12 protein-coding genes are annotated in these 15,283 nt (G+C 62.5%); 2 read left to right on the forward strand and 10 right to left on the reverse strand.

Annotated features, from left to right (window positions below):
• Positions 1–55 precede the first annotated feature (55 nt).
• Positions 56–469, reverse strand: coding sequence for a hypothetical protein (locus tag CSQ92_RS19865; protein ID WP_143450405.1), 414 nt, complete (start codon positions 467–469; stop codon positions 56–58).
• 300 nt (positions 470–769) lie between these two features.
• Here CSQ92_RS19865 and CSQ92_RS19870 point away from each other — a divergent pair, with 300 nt between their 5' ends.
• On the forward strand, positions 770–2,827 hold the full coding sequence (locus CSQ92_RS19870; RefSeq protein ID WP_083300026.1) for a TonB-dependent receptor domain-containing protein: 2,058 nt from the start codon (positions 770–772) through the stop codon (positions 2,825–2,827).
• Between the two features lie 110 nt (positions 2,828–2,937).
• Here the strand turns inward: CSQ92_RS19870 and CSQ92_RS19875 are convergent, their stop codons facing one another.
• From CSQ92_RS19875 to CSQ92_RS19910, 8 genes are all read right to left on the reverse strand, one after another.
• On the reverse strand, positions 2,938–3,372 hold the full coding sequence (locus CSQ92_RS19875) for a hypothetical protein (protein WP_099395162.1): 435 nt from the start codon (positions 3,370–3,372) through the stop codon (positions 2,938–2,940).
• Positions 3,373–3,562: 190 nt separating this feature from the next.
• Positions 3,563–5,686: a sodium-translocating pyrophosphatase gene (locus tag CSQ92_RS19880; protein WP_034782095.1), complete on the reverse strand. Its 2,124-nt coding sequence runs from the start codon at positions 5,684–5,686 to the stop codon at positions 3,563–3,565.
• Between the two features lie 179 nt (positions 5,687–5,865).
• Positions 5,866–6,522 carry an adenylate kinase gene (adk, locus tag CSQ92_RS19885; RefSeq protein WP_034782090.1) on the reverse strand — a complete coding sequence of 219 codons (657 nt, stop codon included), beginning with the start codon at positions 6,520–6,522 and terminating at the stop codon, positions 5,866–5,868.
• Between the two features lie 320 nt (positions 6,523–6,842).
• Positions 6,843–7,601 carry a 3-deoxy-manno-octulosonate cytidylyltransferase gene (gene kdsB / locus CSQ92_RS19890; RefSeq protein WP_099395163.1) on the reverse strand — a complete coding sequence of 253 codons (759 nt, stop codon included), beginning with the start codon at positions 7,599–7,601 and terminating at the stop codon, positions 6,843–6,845.
• Positions 7,602–7,603: 2 nt separating this feature from the next.
• The gene (locus CSQ92_RS19895) at positions 7,604–7,780 is read right to left on the reverse strand and encodes a Trm112 family protein (RefSeq protein WP_010395789.1); all 177 of its coding nucleotides are present in this window, start codon (positions 7,778–7,780) and stop codon (positions 7,604–7,606) included.
• A complete protein-coding gene (gene lpxK / locus CSQ92_RS19900; RefSeq protein ID WP_099395164.1) occupies positions 7,761–8,816 on the reverse strand; it encodes a tetraacyldisaccharide 4'-kinase in 1,056 nt (351 codons plus the stop codon). The genes CSQ92_RS19895 and lpxK overlap by 20 nt, the downstream gene beginning before the upstream one ends.
• A gap of 93 nt (positions 8,817–8,909) precedes the next feature.
• Positions 8,910–9,350, reverse strand: a complete 441-nt coding sequence (locus tag CSQ92_RS19905; protein ID WP_034782086.1) for an ExbD/TolR family protein — start codon at positions 9,348–9,350, stop codon at positions 8,910–8,912.
• A complete protein-coding gene (locus CSQ92_RS19910; protein WP_099395165.1) occupies positions 9,347–9,952 on the reverse strand; it encodes a MotA/TolQ/ExbB proton channel family protein in 606 nt (201 codons plus the stop codon). Before CSQ92_RS19910 ends, CSQ92_RS19905 begins: the two co-directional genes overlap by 4 nt.
• Before the next feature lie 1,328 nt (positions 9,953–11,280).
• Here CSQ92_RS19910 and xseA point away from each other — a divergent pair.
• The gene (gene xseA / locus CSQ92_RS19915) at positions 11,281–12,642 is read left to right on the forward strand and encodes an exodeoxyribonuclease VII large subunit (protein ID WP_099395166.1); all 1,362 of its coding nucleotides are present in this window, start codon (positions 11,281–11,283) and stop codon (positions 12,640–12,642) included.
• Positions 12,643–12,735: 93 nt separating this feature from the next.
• Here the strand turns inward: xseA and CSQ92_RS19920 are convergent, their stop codons facing one another.
• A complete protein-coding gene (locus CSQ92_RS19920) occupies positions 12,736–15,186 on the reverse strand; it encodes a TonB-dependent receptor (protein ID WP_099389392.1) in 2,451 nt (816 codons plus the stop codon).
• Positions 15,187–15,283 lie beyond the last annotated feature (97 nt).

The following is a 15,283-nucleotide window of genomic DNA, read 5'->3' on the forward strand; positions in this document are numbered from 1 at the left end:
GTAGCCATTTTTGCGGGCACCGAGCGAAAACTTGCAGCGCTGGCGTATGGAAGGGCTAAAAACACTGGATGAAAGCGCCGTTGCGGTGGCAGATGCGCCCGTTGGCATCGAGCGTGGCATTGCCCGCGCCGTTGTAGCGCGCGCCGGCAGAGTCGCGGCAACCGCCCGTATCGCATGCACCGATGGGCTGCGGCGCGCGCGGCATCGGTACGGCCGGGCTGGGCGACAGGGGCGCCATGGGCACGACGGGCGGCACGGATTGCGGCGGCATGCGGCCGATCACCTGCGCCACGGAACGGCGCGGCTGCACGGGCGGCGCCGGGCGGCATGGTTCCACCGCCAGCTTGCCGCTGTCGCGCGGGTCGAGCTGGCACACGGGCAAGGACTCGGACGCCTGCTGCTGCGCCCAGGCATGACCGCCAGCCGATACCGACATGCCGCAAGCCAGCACCACTATGCTTTTTGTCATCCGCTTCATGCCCTCTCCCAACGCTTCCATCGCCCGCTTTTCATTATTGGCACAGGCCGCGCCAGATGCCAGCAAGGTAACAATTACTCACGCTTGCTGGTGCCGCACACCGCCGATGCGCGTCCGGTAACGGTGTTTTATTTCCTTTCAGTACTTTCTTTCTTGCCAGCATGGCATTACAATAAGAACGATTCTTATTCTCATTAGTGGAGTGAGAGCGCAATTTATTATCTTTTCACTCATTTATACCCGAGCCACCCGGAAGGCAGCCAGGAAATAACAATATCCGGAAAGTTCATCATGACCCAGCGTAGTTCCGTCTTCGTAGCCCCCGTCGCCACTCCCGCCCGCTCCATTCATTCCGCCGCCCTGCTCCTGCCCTGCCTGCTGTCGCTGGCCGTCAGCAATGCCTGGGCCGAAGGCAATGTGGCCGCCGATCCCACCATGAATACGGTGGTCGTCACCGCGTCGGGCACGGCCATCGATATCAAGGATGCGCCGGCCAGTATCAGCGTCATCACGCGCGAGGAAATCGAACGCCAGCCCGTGTATGACTTGAACACGCTGCTGCGCCGTATCCCCGGCGTGACGGGCGGCACCAGCCCTGAAGGCGAGGCGTCGAAGATCAAGCTGCGCGGCTTGCCCGATAAATACACGCTGATCCTGGTCGATGGCAAGCGCGTGGGCAGCTCGGCCGACACGGCTTACCGTCCCGACCTGGGCCGCCAGGACTTGAACTGGATCTCGCCCGACATGATCGAGCGTATCGAAGTGGTGCGTGGCCCCATGTCCTCGTTGTACGGATCGGACGCCATGGGCGGCGTGATCAATATCATCACGCGCAAGGTGCCGGGCAAATGGAACGGTTCGGCCACGGCCAACTACACGCAGCCGCAGGACAGCGACCGCGGCACGGCGCACCAGCTGGGCGTAAACCTGGCCGGCCCCCTCTCGGACACGGTCGGCATGCGCCTGGGCGTGAGCCAGTCGCGCCAGAACGCCGATAAAAAATTCGACAAAGCGGGTGGCATGGGCGGCGAACGCAACCAGACTGTCTCGGGTCAGCTGAGCTGGGCGCTGGACAAGAAACAGAACCTGTCGCTGGACGCCAGCTATGGCAGGCAGGAAGCCAGCGATTCGAGCGCGCATGATGCGGATGGCGAGCCGCTGGTCTACAGCTGGGGCGCCAACAAACTGATACGCAAGAGCGTCAGCCTCGGCTACGAAGGCCGCTGGGACTTCGGCAAGGCGACGGTCAATCTGTACCACAACGATTTCGACAACGAAGTCGTCGGCACGGTGGCGAAATCCAAGGACAGCACCCTGGACGCCAGCCTGGAAAAACGGGTCGGCTGGGGCGGCATCGAGCAAATGCTGGTGATGGGCGGCCAGTGGAAGCACCAGGAGCTGACGAACACGGACACCATCGGCACCGTGCCCACCGATTACCTGGGCAATCCCGTAAGCGGCGCGACCCTGTCGGGCACCACCTCGGCCCTGTTTGCGGAAGACCAGCTGTTCCTGCGCGAAAACCTGACGGCCACGGCTGGCCTGCGCCTCGACCACCACAGCAAGTTCGGCAACCACTACAGCCCGCGCCTGTACCTGGTGTACCACCCTGCCCCGGCCTGGACCATCAAGGGCGGCATTTCGCAAGGCTTCCGCGCCCCGAGCCTGAAGGAAAACTCGCCGGCGGCAGCGACCAACTCGGGCGGACGCGGTTGCGGCAGCCTGAAACCGCTGGGCTACATCACCGGCTCCTGCTACATGGCTGGCAATGCGGACTTGAAGCCGGAAACGAGCACGGCCGGCGAGATCGGCGTGGCGTGGGAACAGAATGGCTGGGATGTAGGCCTGACTTACTTCCACACGGATTTCAAGAACAAGATCGACTATGCGCCGCTGGGCTTTTACCAGAAACGCTGGTGGACCAAGATGACGAATATCCAGAAGGCGCGCACCAGCGGCCTGGAAGCGACGGCCACCATCCCGCTGACGAAAAACCTGAACTGGCGTAACAATGTCACCTACATGGCGGAAGCGAAGAACCTGACCACGGGCGCCAACCTGCTGTCCACGCCAAAACTGTCGTGGTACTCGGCGCTGGGCTGGCAAGTCAACGACCAGCTGTTCGGCGAAGTATCGGCCCAGTACACGGGCAAGGAACTCGATGCCGGCAAGCTGGCCGAAAAAGCCTACACCATCGTCGACACCGTCGTGTCGTACAAGGTCACGCCACAGTGGACCGTGCGTGGCGGCGTGCAGAACCTGTTCAAGAAAGGCCCCATGGCCGATGGACTGGTCGACTATTACGTGCCGGGACGCCGCATGTTCGTCGGCCTGACGTCGCGTTTTTAAGGCCTGGCTGTAAGACTTGATAGCGGCAGCGTGCCGGCGTTGGCCGGCACGCTGCCAGCATGGGCGCCGCCCTTCACCACCCGTTCCTGTTCATGTCGACCTCCCGCGTCTCAGCGTCCGCCCAAGGACGTCACTGCGCGCCATGGCGTCAGGCAATTTTTCACATACGGATAATAGCCCTGCGGCCGCGCGCAGTAATACCACCTCTGCGCCGTCGGTACGCCGCCCTGCTCGATATACACGGGCGGCAGCGGCACGATGAGCGTGCGGCCATACGGATAACGGTAGGGATAGCCATACCACGGGTCGCCATACCAGCCCGGCCCATAGCCCCACGACGATCCCATCCATACGCCCACCTGCGGGCGGCCGTGAAAGTGGCCGTGATGACCATGGTGGCCATGGAATTGGCCGTGCCCGATGTGCGCGCCATGCCCGCCCCGTCCACCGTGTCCGCCAGGCCCGGCCGCGGCGGCGCCGCTGAGCGCCAGTCCCACCACCAGCAGCACCAGCCCCACGCCACGTCTCTTGTACTTGCTGTCCATGACATCCTCCCGCCATGCACCATCAACGGTGACTATCACTCCATTATTGGTCGCTGCGGCCGGAAGTCAAAGGCAGGGTAACAAATGCTCACCGTTGATACGCGAGGGATACGGATGGCAGGAAAGTTTCGCGTGTGCACAGAAAAACAGCCCCGCTGGCTGTGGGGCTGTCGAGCGTGAGTGCGCTGCCTTACTGCGCCGGCAAGACCTGCGCCGGTGTCGCCGGCGCCAGGATGGGCGGCACGGGCGCGTGGATGGGTGCCGGCGCCTTGACCGCCAGCCAGCCCGTGGCCGGCAGCAGCGGCACCAGCAGCAGGGCCACGATATTGATGATCTTGATCAAGGGATTGACTGCCGGACCGGCCGTATCCTTGTACGGATCGCCCACCGTGTCGCCCGTGACGGCCGCCTTGTGCGCATCGGAACCCTTGCCGCCGAAATGGCCATCCTCGATGTATTTCTTCGCATTGTCCCAGGCGCCGCCGCCCGTCGTCATGGAAATGGCCACGAACAGCCCCGTGACGATCGTCCCCATCAGCAAGCCACCGAGCGCCGCAGGCCCCAGCAGCATGCCCACCACGATGGGCACCACCACGGGCAGCAGCGAGGGGATGATCATTTCACGGATGGCCGACGCCGTCAGCATGTCGACGGCCTTGTCGTATTCGGGCCGCGCCGTGCCTTCCATGATGCCCTTGATGTCGCGGAACTGGCGCCGCACTTCCACCACCACGGCGCCGGCCGCGCGGCCCACGGCTTCCATCGCCATGGCGCCGAACAGATACGGTATCAGCCCGCCGATGAAGAGGCCAACGATGACCATGGGGTTCGACAGATCAAAGGTGATGTGCTGGCCCACCGATTCGAGCGCATGCGTGTAGTCGGCAAACAGCACCAGCGCGGCCAGCCCGGCCGAGCCGATGGCATAGCCCTTGGTGACGGCCTTGGTCGTGTTGCCGACGGCGTCGAGCGGATCGGTGATGGCGCGCACGGAGTCGGGCAGGCCCGACATCTCGGCGATGCCGCCCGCGTTATCCGTGATGGGGCCATATGCGTCGAGCGCGACGATGATGCCCGCCATCGACAGCATGGCAGTAGCGGCAATGGCGATGCCGTACAGCCCGGCCAATTGATATGAAACGAGAATGGCGACGCAGACGGCCAGCACCGGGTAGGCCGTGGATTTCATCGACACGCCCAGGCCGGCGATGATATTCGTGCCGTGGCCCGTCGTCGACGCTTCGGCGATGTGGCGCACGGGCTTGAAGTCCGTGCCCGTGTAGTACTCGGTGATGTACACCATCAGGCCCGTGAGGACGATGCCGACGACGGTGGCGCCCAGCATCTTGTAGCGCATGGCGTCATCGGGCCACAGCAGCCACGTGACGACGGCAAAGCCGACCAGCGACAGGCCGGCGGCCCACCACAGGCCCGTGTACAGGGCCGACATGATTTTCGCGCCCGGCTTGGTCTTCACCATCGAGCAGCCGACGATGGAGGCGAGGATGGAGACGGCGCCCAGCAGCAGCGGATAGAGGATGGCCGTGCCGCTGGCCTCGGCCATCAGCAGTGCGCCCAGCAGCATGGTGGCGATCAGGGTCACGACATAGGTTTCGAACAGGTCGGCCGCCATGCCGGCGCAGTCGCCCACGTTGTCGCCCACGTTGTCGGCGATGACGGCGGGGTTGCGCGGATCATCCTCTGGTATGCCCGCCTCCACCTTGCCCACCAGGTCCGCGCCCACGTCGGCGCCCTTGGTGAAGATGCCGCCGCCCAGACGCGCGAAGATGGAAATGAGCGAGGCGCCGAAGGCCAGGCCGATCAGGGGCTTGATCAGGTCGTGCTGGGTCAGGCCGGGCGCGCCCGTCGTCACCAGCAGCCAGTAGAACAGGGTCACGCCCAGCAAGCCCAGTCCCACCACCAGCATGCCCGTGATCGCGCCGCCCTTGAAGGCCACGTTCAGCGCCTGGTTGATGCCCAGTGTGGCCGCCTGCGCCGTGCGCACATTGGCCCGCACGGAGACATTCATGCCGATGAAGCCGCAGGCGCCCGACAGCACGGCGCCGATCAGGAAACCCAGCGCCGTATGCAGGCCAAGCAGCGCATAGATGGCGATCAGGAGCACCACGCCGACGATGGCGATGGTGCGGTACTGGCGCGCCAAATAGGCGGCCGCGCCCTGCTGGATAGCCAGGGCGATTTCCTGCATGCGCGCGTTGCCGGGATCCTGCCTCAGGATCCAGCTGCGCGACACCAAACCGTAAATGACTGCGACCACGCCGCAGGCTACCGCAAACCACAAACTGGCTGCCATATCGTCCCCTTCTGTTTTTATCCGACGTCATTGCCAACAGCTGCAGACCGCACCGGGTAGGCACGCGCAGCCAGGAAAACACGACCTGCAAAAAACCTGAACTACGAAAACGATGTGGCACCGCTGCTGAAAAGCGGGCACAAAAAAAGCGGACACTCAGGTCCGCTTTTCAATACTGCTTATTCCGCCAGGGCGGCAAATGCGCTGTCGCGGATTTGCTCGACCGGGCCGACGCCGGCGATGCGGCGGTATTTCGGTGCGCCTGGCAGGCCGGACTTGGCCCAGTCATTGTAGTAGCCCAGCAAGACCTTGGTCTGGTTGTGGTACACGTCCAGGCGCTTCTTGACCGTTTCCGCCTTGTCGTCGTCGCGCTGGATCAGCGGTTCGCCGGTGATGTCGTCGATGCCGTCGACCTTGGGCGGATTGAATTTGACGTGGTAGACGCGGCCCGAACCCGGGTGGCTGCGGCGGCCATCCATGCGCTCGATGATCGACGCGTCAGGCACGTCAATTTCCAGCACGTAGTCGACATTGATGCCGGCATCTTTCATGGCGTCCGCTTGCGCGATGGTGCGCGGGAAGCCGTCAAACAGGTAGCCATTGGCGCAATCGGCTTCCTGCAGGCGGTTCTTGACCAGGCCGATCATGATGTCGTCCGACACGAGGCCGCCCGCATCCATGACTTTTTTCGCAGCCAGGCCCAGTTCCGTGCCTTCCTTGATCGCCGCGCGCAGCATGTCGCCCGTGGAGATTTGTGGAATGTTGTATTTTTCTTTGATGAAATTAGCTTGGGTGCCCTTGCCGGCACCGGGTGCTCCTAAAAGTATCAGACGCATTGAAAAGTTCCTAAAAAACAGATTTTGGATGGTGGTATGTGTAATTATTTTTAGATGGTGTTGCTAAGGCTATCTTTCCCTACGAAACTTACCACAAAAAAACCCCGGAACGCCAGTTTGCTATCGAATTGCTATGCCCTGATTGATCAAAGCCAGCAATTCGCGCGACGCACGTTTCAAAATGTGGTTTTTTGTGGCAAGCCCCGCATAAAATTTTTCACGCGCACACACGGCGCCTGAAAAACGTTCAGGGCAAGGCGCCCCGCCGCAGACAGTACGCATGTACGGCAAGGCGGGGCAACGCAGCCATGGACGTTTTCTCAGGTGGCGTGACGGTAGTGCGCCTGGACCCTGGCAAGATCTTCCGGCGTGTCGACACCGGCGGCTGGCGCCGAGTCCGTGACATGCACGGCGATGGCCACACCGTGCCACAGCACGCGTAACTGCTCCAGCGCCTCGATGGCTTCCAGCGGCGAAGCGGACAATTGCGGATATTCTTGCAAGAACGCATTGCTGTACGCATACAGGCCGATATGGCGCAGCGGCACGTAGCCAGCCGGCAGGCTGTCTTTCGATTGCGCGAAACCGTCGCGGTGCCACGGGATGGTGGCGCGCGAGAAATACAAGGCGCGGCCATTCTTGTCCAGCACGACCTTCACCACGTTCGGGTTGAACGCATCCTGCACATCGTGCAGCGGATGGGCGCAGGTGGCCATGGGGACGGCAGCGCTGATCTGCGCCGCGCAGGCGGCCAGCAGGCCCGGATCGATCAGGGGTTCGTCGCCCTGCAGATTGACGACGATGGCGTCCAACGGCAAATCGAGCGTGCGCGCCACTTCGGCGATGCGGTCCGTGCCCGACGGATGGTCGCTGCGCGTCATGCACACTTCCACGCCATGCGCGGCGCAGGCGGCGCGGATGCTGTCATGGTCGGTGGCGACGATGACGCGCGCGGCGCCAGACAAGGCTGCCTGCTCGGCCACGCGCACCACCATGGGCTTGCCGCCCAGGTCAGCCAGCGGCTTGCCCGGCAGGCGCGTCGAGGCCAGGCGGGCCGGGATGATGACGATGAACGCCATCGTTATTCCACTGCGTCTTGCAGGGTGCGCGCTTCGTCCGCCCACATGATGGGGATGCCATCGCGGATCGGATAGGCCAGGCGGTCGGCGCGGCAAATCAGTTCCTGCGCCTTCTTATCGTGTTCAAGCGGACCCTTGCAAACAGGGCAGACCAGGATATCAAGCAGTCGAGCGTCCACGACATTTCTCCACAATTTGTTGGGCCAGCGCGCTATCGATGCGCGCACTGACGGGGACGACCCACAGTCTCGGGTCATCTTTAAGATGTTCAATTTGCGCACATTTTACTGCATCCTTCTCGGTGATCAAGATCACATCCGTGTCGAGCGCCGCAAATGGCTGGTCGAGGAAGTCGTGATGGTCGGGCAGAGGCAATTCCATGAAGTCCAATCCGGCCCCGCGCAGCATGGCAAAGAAACGCTGGGGGTTGCCGATGCCGGCCGCCGCCACGATGCGCTGGCCGCCAGCCGCCAGGGTCGCCAAAGGCATGCGCTCGCCGCGGTCGAGCAGGCGCTCGGCCACGCCACCGGCCAACAGCATCTGCACCACCAGCCCGCCCTGCGGCGCGGCCCTGGCTACCAGTGCCGGCGCCAGCTCGGGCGCATTGATCACCGTCACATCGCGCCGGCGGCGCGGCGATTCGCGCAAAGGCCCCGCCGGCAGCAGCCAGCCATTGCCTGCGCCGCGGCCGTCGAACAGCACGATTTCCACGTCGCGCTGCAAGGCGTAATGCTGCAAGCCGTCGTCCGTCACCAGCACGTCGACGTCCGGGTGTGCGGCCAGCAGCGCCCTGCCCGCTTGCGCGCGGTCGCGCCCCACCATCACGGGGCAGCCGCCGCGCTGGAAGATCAGCAGCGGCTCATCGCCCACCTGCTGCGGCGTGGAGGCGGCGCTGACGGCGCGCGGCAAGCGGTCGGCGCTGCCATGGCCGCGCGAAATGACGCCCGGCCGCATGCCCGCTTCGCGCAAGGCTTGCACCAGCCAGATCGTCAGCGGCGTCTTGCCCGTGCCGCCGATAAAAATATTGCCGACGACGACGACGGGCACGGGCAGGCGCGCGGATTTCAGGAGGTTGGCCCGATACAGGCCGCGCCGCACGGCGCTCAGGGCGCCGAACAGCAGGGACACGGGCCACAGCGCGCACGCCAGCGGACCGCGCGTCAGCCAGGCGCGGGTAAGAGTGGTTTCAAGCTTGGCGGGAGAGGATGTGGGCATGCGTGTCAACTAAAATTGGAACCCAAAATCGACACCTGGGGTCGGACCCTGAGGGTCCGACCCCGGCACTTCGGTTGGGGTTGGAGGTTGGCCTTACTTGCCACCCGCCTGCGCCGCAAACGTCAGCTTTTCATAGCCGGCCAGGCGCGCCGCTTCCATCACGTGGATGACCATCTGGTGCATGGCGAACTGGTCGGCGTTGACCACCACCACGGGCGTCTGCGCGGGTGCCTTGCCGCCATTGGCTGCCTTGGCCGCGCTTTGCAGGGCGTCGGCCAGGCCGGCCACGTCGCGGAACGAGACGGGCTCGCGGTTGACCGTGTAATTGCCCTTGGCATCGATGGTGACGTCGATCTGCTGCGGCTTGTCCTTGGCTTGCTCGGCGTCGGCCGTCGGCAAGGTGATCTGCAGCTCCGTAAACTTGCTGTAGGTAGTGCTGACCATGAGGAAGATCAGGATCACCAGCAGCACGTCGATGAACGGGATCAGGTTGATTTCGGGGTCTTCACGCCCCTTGCCTTTGCGGAAGTTCATTTGCGGCCACTGTGGACGATGTCGACGAACTTGACCGCTTGCTGCTCCATGTCAATGACGAAGCTGTCGACGAGGGCGCGGAAATGGCGGTAGAAGACCAGGGTCGGCATGGCGATGGCCAGGCCAAAGCCCGTGTTATACAGGGCCACCGAGATGCCGTGGGCCAACTGTGCGGGATTGGAGCCGCTGGCGTTTTGCGAGCCGAAGATTTCGATCATGCCCACCACCGTGCCAAACAGGCCCATCAGTGGGGCCAGGGTGGCGATGGTGCCCAGGGTCGTCAGGAAACGCTCCAGCGTGTGGGCCACGCCGCTGCCCGCCTCTTCGATCGATTCCTTCATCACCTCGCGTGGCGCGTCGACATTGCGCAGGGCGGCGGCCAGCACCACGCCCAGCGGCGAGTTGTCTTCCAGCTTGGCCACCGTGTCCGGCGTGATATTGCCGCTACGATACACCTGCACCACTTCATCAAACAGCTTGCGGGGCAGGATCTTGACGCGGCGCAAATACAGCAGGCGCTCGATGATCAGGGCCAGGGCGACGATGGAAGCGATCAACAACAGCCAGATGGGCCAGCCAGCGGCTTGAAATATAGCGAGCAAAAGAAACTCCTGGAAAAGGGAAGGCGATGGACCGCCCGAACAGCCTGTATTGTACCGAGCGCCGAAGACCGATTGTACGTCCGCGCAGGAATGGCGCAATGTAGCGCGTTGCCGCGCCGGCGGCAAGTGGCGCCCGCATCGCAGTTGTCCACACGGCGCAGTGGACGCCCACCGCCGGCGCCCGGTTTTGCACATTTTATGTGGATAAGATTGTGAGCAAGCATGAAGTCCATCAGGCAAGTCATTGATTTATATGCAGATTATAGAACTGCGCAAAATACAGGCATAGCAGCTTAACGGCAGTAGTCAATATCAATAAATCAACACCTGAAGAGTTCTGCACATTTACTGTGGACAAGATTGTGCGCAAAGCCCGGGAATTCAATTAAGCCATTGATTTTAAAGGAAATTAAATCAATGAGTAAAAAAGTGGCAGCGGGTGTGCGATACGCGGCATAGTGGCCGTAAAAGTTCTGCACACAATCTGTGGACAAGATTGTGCGCAAGCTCAAAGATAGGCGCCAAGTACATTGATTTATATCGTTTTTATTGCCATGCATAAAAATGTAGCACGGCCTGAAAAGCAGGGTTTTCGGCGTCCGATTTCACTTCAACACGGCAGTTTTTAAGCGTGAAGGCAGTTCCACACATAAAGTGTGGATAAGATTGTGAGCAAGCGGATTGACTCCATGTAAGAGCATTGATTTTAAAGGAGTTTTTTTCAATGCTGAAAAATGAGGCAGTGGAATGCTCTGGTCGTGCAGTGGAAAAGCAGGTGAAAAGGCGAAACGGTTTATGCAGTTTTGCACACATTCTGTGGATAAGATTGTGAGCAAGGCGTACGGCGTGATGCTATACCCTTGATTTATATGGCTATTTTTATGCTGCGCAAAATTCAGGCAAGCCATGCCATGGGCGTTCCGGTGGATAAATCAGGCGCTGTGCCAGAGTTCTGCACATTTTTTGTGGATAAGATTGTGCGCAAGGCCATGCATGGCATACTAAGCGCTTGATTCCTATACACTTTATTTCCGTGCGCAAAAATGTAGCACGGCACTTTTATCGCTCAATGCTGGCTTGTCAGGCAACGTTTGTCCAAGGCAAAAAGTTCCGCACACTTTCTGTGGATAACTTTGTGCGTAAGTGGCAGGGGCTTTACTGATGTGCTTGATATTAAAGGTTTTTTTCCCTGTGCACGCAAATCAGGCATACAGGAATTCATCATGAAATCAAATACTTAGAAATAGAACTTGTTGTTTTGCACGATATATGACATAAGCATGACCTCGCCGATAATATGTGGACAGTTCCCTCCCCCATAGCACCAGATGATGACCGATACTCCAACTGACAGCGGCTTTGCCGCCCCGCCCGTGCTGACCGTCAGCGCCCTGAACCAGGCCGTCGCGCGCCTGCTCGAGCGCTCGTTTCCCCTGACATGGATCGCCGGCGAGATTTCCAACTTCACGCGCGCCGCGTCCGGCCACTGGTATTTCACATTAAAAGATGATGGCGCCCAGGTGCGCGCCGTGATGTTCCGCGGCCGCGCCCAGTTTGCCGGCTTCACGCCGCGCGAAGGCGACAAGGTGGAAGTGCGCGCCCTCGTCACCCTGTACGGCGCGCGCGGCGATTACCAGATCAACGTGGAAGCCATCCGCCGCGCCGGCGTGGGGGCGCTGTATGAAGCGTTCCAGCGCCTGAAGGAAAAGCTGGCCGCGCAGGGACTGTTCGACCAGGAACGCAAGCGCGCCATCCCCATGTTCGCGCGCAGCATCGGCATCGTCACCAGCCCGCAGGCGGCCGCCCTGCGCGACGTGCTGATCGCGCTCAAGCGCCGCGCGCCGCACGTCTCCATCATCCTCTACCCCACGCCCGTCCAGGGGCAGCAGGCGCCGGAAAAGATCGCGCACGCCATCCGCACGGCATCCACAAGGGCCGAGTGCGACGTGCTGCTGGTGTGCCGTGGCGGCGGCAGTATCGAAGATTTGTGGTCGTTCAACGATGAAGCCGTGGCCCACGCGATTGCCGATTGTTCCATGCCCGTGATCAGCGGCGTGGGACACGAGACGGATTTCACCATCGCCGACTTCGCGGCCGACCTGCGCGCTGCCACGCCGACGGCGGCGGCCGAACTGGCGGCCACGCCGCGCGCCGACTGGATGGCTTCCCTGCGCGCCGATGCGGCCGACCTGCGCCGCGCCATGCGCCGCAGCCTCGACGATGCGGCGCAGACCCTGGACCGCCACAGCCGCCGCCTGCTCAACCCGAAGGCGCAGCTGCAGCAGCAGCGTTTGCAGCTGCTGGCCCTGTCGACGGCCATGACGCATGCGGCGCGCGCGCCCGTGAACCAGTCGCAGTACGCACTCGAACGCCTGCGTGCGCGCTGGGCGGCCTTGCGGCCCGACGTCGCGGCGCCGCGCGCGCGCCTGGAAGAAATGCAGCGGCGCGGCGGCGCGGCCATGGCGCAACAGCTGGGACAGCGGCGCCACCGCCTCGACGGCCTGGCGGCGCAGCTGGAGCTGTTGAATCCCCAGCGCACCCTGGAACGCGGCTACGCCATCCTGCGCGATGAAAAGGGAAATATCGTCCGCTCACCGGCGCAACTGCAGGCGCGCCAGAACGTCAATGTGCGCCTGGCCGAAGGCAGCGCGCAGATCGGCATCGCCAGCGTGCAAGCGAGTTTGGAATAAACGCTGGAATAAAAAAGGCCGGGGAAGCTCCCCGGCCCAACACCTACCCTACTGAGTGGACTGCTACTGCGACTGCTCTTTCACCCTACGCCATCAGAACTTCATCGACACGCGCGCGCCAAAGGTGCGCGGCGCGTTGTAGAAGGCGCCGTATATCTGCTGCGTGGGCTGGCATGGCATGCCGACGTCCGTGCAGATTTCATTGACGTCAAGCTTGACCGCCTTGTCCGTAGCGTTCTGCACGAACGCTTCCACCGTATAGGCCTTGTTCGCCGGCTGGAAGCGCAGGCTCAGGTCCAGGGTCGTGTAGGCTTCCTGGCGCTTGACGCCGGCATGGCCCGGCACGTCGCCGTTGAACGCGCCCGCGCCCACATACGACATGGTTTCATAATGCACCGAGGCGCGCGGCGTGAGCTGGCCGCCGGCGACATTGAAATCATGCTCGTACTGGACGGTCGTGGAAAACTTCGGCGCATGCTTCATGGTGCTGCCGCCCACGTTCACCAATGGCGCCGTCGAACCGCAGGACTGGCCATTCGCGCGCGCCGCATCGACGTCGCACGACATGAAGTCGTCATACACGGCTTTCAGCCAGGTGGCGTTGCCCGTCAGACGGTCGACCTTCGTTGGCCGCCACACCCATTCCGCTTCCAGGCCCTTGACGGTGGCGCCGGCCGCATTGAAGTTGGCCAGCACGCTGTTGACCACCTGCGATTCGAGCTTGTCCTTGTACTTCATCAGGAAGGCATCGAGGTTCAGCGTCAGTTCGCGGTTCAGCAGGTCGGACTTGAAGCCGATTTCATAGCTGGTCAGCTTTTCCGGCTTGGTGGTGGCGCCGCCGTCGCCGATGGCAGGCGAATGGAAGCCCGTCGTCACGGAGCCGAACAGCAGGATATCGGAGCGCAGCTTGTACTCGATGCGGCCCAGCCAGGTGGCCTGGCCGTATTTCAGGTCGGCCGTATTGTCACCCGGCGTATTGCCGCAGGTGGCCGCCGTGATGGCGCCGCCAGGACCGATATTGTGCGTGTTGGCCAGGCCCGTGCCCGGCGTGACCAGCTGCGCCAGTTGATCGGGCGTGAGCACGGTGGTGCCCAGCGGCGTGTTGGCAGGCCAGTTCGGGCAAGCCCAGTTCTTGCCACCGACGTCGAATTTATGGTCTTTCGTGTAGCGCGCGCCGGCCGTCAGCTTGATCTGGTCCGTCAACTGCTGACTGACCTGGCCGAACACGGCCTTTGATTTGAGCTGGCGGTCGCCCTGGATGAAGGACATGGCCGAGGCATACTGGCCCACGGTCGGCTGCACGAAGATCACGGCGCCGTTGGCGATATCCTGCTGCACGGCGGCCTGCGAAATCTGGCTGCGGTCGATATCGAAGCGCACCTTGTTCTTTTCATTGAACAGGAACAGGCCGGCCACCCACTGGAACGGCGCATCGTCGTCCGAGCGCGCCTGCAGCTCGTGCGAATAGCTGTCGAACTGCGCCCAGTCGGTGCGGTTTTCCGACTTGAAGCCGGGGAACAGGCCCGCATCGGCATCGTTGCTGTTCTGGCGCTTGTAGCGGCTCCAGCTGCCCAGGTAGGTGAAGTCCAGCGCATCGGTCGGCTTGTAATTGAGCTTGCCCTTGTAGGTCAGGATCGACTGGTCCAGCGTGCCCGGCGTGTCGATCAGGGCCGAGCGCAGCTTCTCGCCCCGTTTCGGTTCGGCCGCCAGGTAGACGTTGCCGGCGCCCTGGTCGAGGAAGTAGTCGGCGATGAACGTGCCGCGCAGTTGCGGCGTGAACTTCCACAGCAGCGAGGCGCGCACGCCCATCTGGTCGCCGGCGCCATACTTGGCCGTGCCCGGCATGACGTTCGAGCCGCGGCGGAAATCCACCGTGCCGTCGTGGCTATCCTTGATGGCGGCGATGCGCAGCGCCACGTCGTCGGAAAACGGGATATTGATCATGCCCTGCGTCTGCAAATGGCGCTTGTCGCCCACCGTGATGCCGGCCGAGCCCATGAACTTGGCCGTGCTTGGCGCGGCCGACACGAGGTTGACGGCACCTGCCGTGGAATTGCGGCCGTTCAGGGTGCCCTGCGGTCCGCGCGCCACCTCGACGTGCGACAGGTCATACATCAGCGCCGTGGCGCCCTGCGGACGCGGCGAATACACACCGTCGACATAAAAGGCGACGGCCGGGTCGCCCAGCTCCGTGTGGTTGGCCGAGCCGACGCCGCGCATGTAGACGTGCACGCCGCCCGAGTCGCCATGCTGCTCGACGACGAGGCTGGGCACCATGGTCGCCAGCGACGCCAGATCCTTGACTTGGTTGTTTTGCAGGGTGTCCTGGTTGAAGGCGGTGACGGCCAGCGGCGTCTCCTGCACGAAGGTATTGCGGCGCGTGGCCGTGACGACGATGCGGTCCATCTGTTCTGAGGCCGGTTTTGCCGCGTCCGCGGCCGCAGTGTCCTGGGCCATGGCGGCGCCGCTGCCCAGCAAGATGAACTGGGCGAAGGTCGCATGCGCCAGGCTGAGGGCGATGGTATTGCGTTTAAGCTGTTGCATTGTTGTTGTCTCCTGTACCGCTGGTTGAATGATGATCACATAGCTCTTTGGCTACTGCTGCACATTTTTTGGGTGTCAATCTGAAGTCATGTCGCCT

It is taken from the genome of Janthinobacterium sp. BJB446 (genome assembly GCF_002735655.1).
Taxonomy (GTDB): domain Bacteria; phylum Pseudomonadota; class Gammaproteobacteria; order Burkholderiales; family Burkholderiaceae_D; genus Janthinobacterium; species Janthinobacterium lividum.